The sequence below is a fragment of the Helicobacter pylori genome, from assembly GCF_002832345.1.
GTDB classification, from domain to species: Bacteria; Campylobacterota; Campylobacteria; order Campylobacterales; family Helicobacteraceae; genus Helicobacter; species Helicobacter pylori_CP.
Genome location: NZ_PHLZ01000054.1, coordinates 1 through 1991 on the forward strand (window position 1 = coordinate 1; position 1991 = coordinate 1991).

1 protein-coding gene is annotated in these 1991 nt (G+C 37.0%); it reads left to right on the forward strand.

Annotated features, from left to right (window positions below; all coding sequences use genetic code 11):
• On the forward strand, positions 1-1991 hold a 1991-nt coding region (locus CXY28_RS08535), incomplete at both ends, for a helicase-related protein (RefSeq protein ID WP_332870744.1).

The following is a 1991-nucleotide window of genomic DNA, read 5'->3' on the forward strand; positions in this document are numbered from 1 at the left end:
TTAAAGCACAACCCCCACTTTGTGCCTAAAGTGTATGGGGATAAGCCTATCAATGTGGTGGCGAAAAGAAGCGAAGAAGTGGCTCAATTCATTGGCGTGGCTGATGAAAATGGCAAATATAATGAAGGCTCTATCATTGATAGGATGCAAAAATGCGAGGGCAAGAAAAGCAAAAAAGGGCAAGACAATATCCTTTCTTGCACCACAGACGCTAGAAAAGTGGCTTTGGATTACCGCTTGATTGACCCTAACGCTAAAGTAGAAAAAGAATTTTCTAAAAGCTATGCTATGGCAAAAAATATCTATGAGAATTATTTAGAAACTCATGCCACTAAAGGCACACAACTTGGTTTCATAGGGCTATCCACGCCCAAAACCCATAGCCAAAAAGTGAGTTTAGAAGTGTTAGATAACGCTCATGGAATAGAAAATAAAAATCCCCTGGATGAAACTCAAGAGCTTTTAGAAAGCTTGTCTAGTTATGATGAAAATGGCAATCTCATCGCTCCTAGCAAGAAAGAATTAGAGAACGAGCTCAAAGAGAAAGAGGCTAAAAGCGTCAATTTAGATGAAGAGTTAGCTAAAGGCTGCAAGTTTGATGTTTATAGCGATGTTTTAAGGCATTTAGTCCAAATGGGTATCCCGCAAAATGAAATCGCTTTCATCCATGACGCTAAAACCGAAGAGCAAAAGCAGGATTTGTTTAAAAAGCTCAATCGTGGCGGAGTCAGGGTCTTATTGGGCAGTCCTGCTAAAATGGGCGTAGGCACTAATGTGCAAGAAAGATTAGTCGCTATGCATGAATTAGATTGCCCATGGAGGCCTGATGAATTGTTGCAAATGGAAGGGCGTGGGATAAGACAAGGTAATATTTTGCACCAAAACGATCCTGAAAATTTTAGAATGAAAATCTATCGCTACGCCACTGAAAAAACTTATGATAGTCGTATGTGGCAAATCATAGAGACTAAATCTAAAGGCATAGAGCAATTTAGAAACGCGCACAAATTAGGCTTGAATGAATTAGAAGACTTTAATATGGGGAGTTCTAATGCAAGTGAGATGAAAGCAGAAGCGACAGGCAATCCCTTAATTATTGAAGAAGTCAAATTGAGAGCGGAAATCAAAAACGAAGAAGCAAAATACAAAGCTTTCAATAAAGAAAATTATTTCAATGAAGAGAATTTGAAAAACAACTCTTCTCAATGGGATTATCTCAAACAGGAATTGAAAGATTTAGAAACGCTTCAAAGCTCTGTAATAATCCCCACTCACACAGAGATCAAGCTCTATGATTTGAAAAATGAAGAGAGCAAGGATTATGAGCTTATCAAAATTAAAGAAGTAGAGCCTTTAAAAGAAAACGCCTCTATGAGCGAAGAATTAACGCACAAAAAACTCAAAGAACAAAACAAGCAAATAGCCGAACAAAATAAAGAAAAGCTAGACGCTATTAAAAAGCAATTTGCAAGCAATTTGAACGACTTGTTTTTCAATGAGGAAAGAGATTGTAAGCTTTTAGAATACAAGGGCTTTGTGGTGAACGCTTATAAAACTAAGTATCAAGTGGAGTTTAGTTTAAGCCCTAAAGACAATCCAAATATTGGCTATAGCCCTAGCAATATGGTTTATAAAAACGATACTGCCAACATGTTCAGCTCTTATAATTTCTGCGGTGAGATCAAATTTGATGGGTTTTTAAAAAGGTTGGATAACGCTATCACTAAACTCCCTGAAAAAATCAAGGAATTAGAAAACTCCCTTAAAACCACTCAAGAAAATATCACTAAATACACAAGGTTAGTGGAGCAAAAACCTTCTTACCCACGACTAGAATACTTGCAAGCTTTAAAATGGGATCATAAAACTCTAATAGACGATTTAGCCAAAATGGGTAAAGACAGAGATTATAAGCCTGCGTTCAATCCTAAATCTAAAGAAGTCTTAAAGAATTTGAACGCTGAAAAAAGAGCGAGTTTAGAGAATGAGAG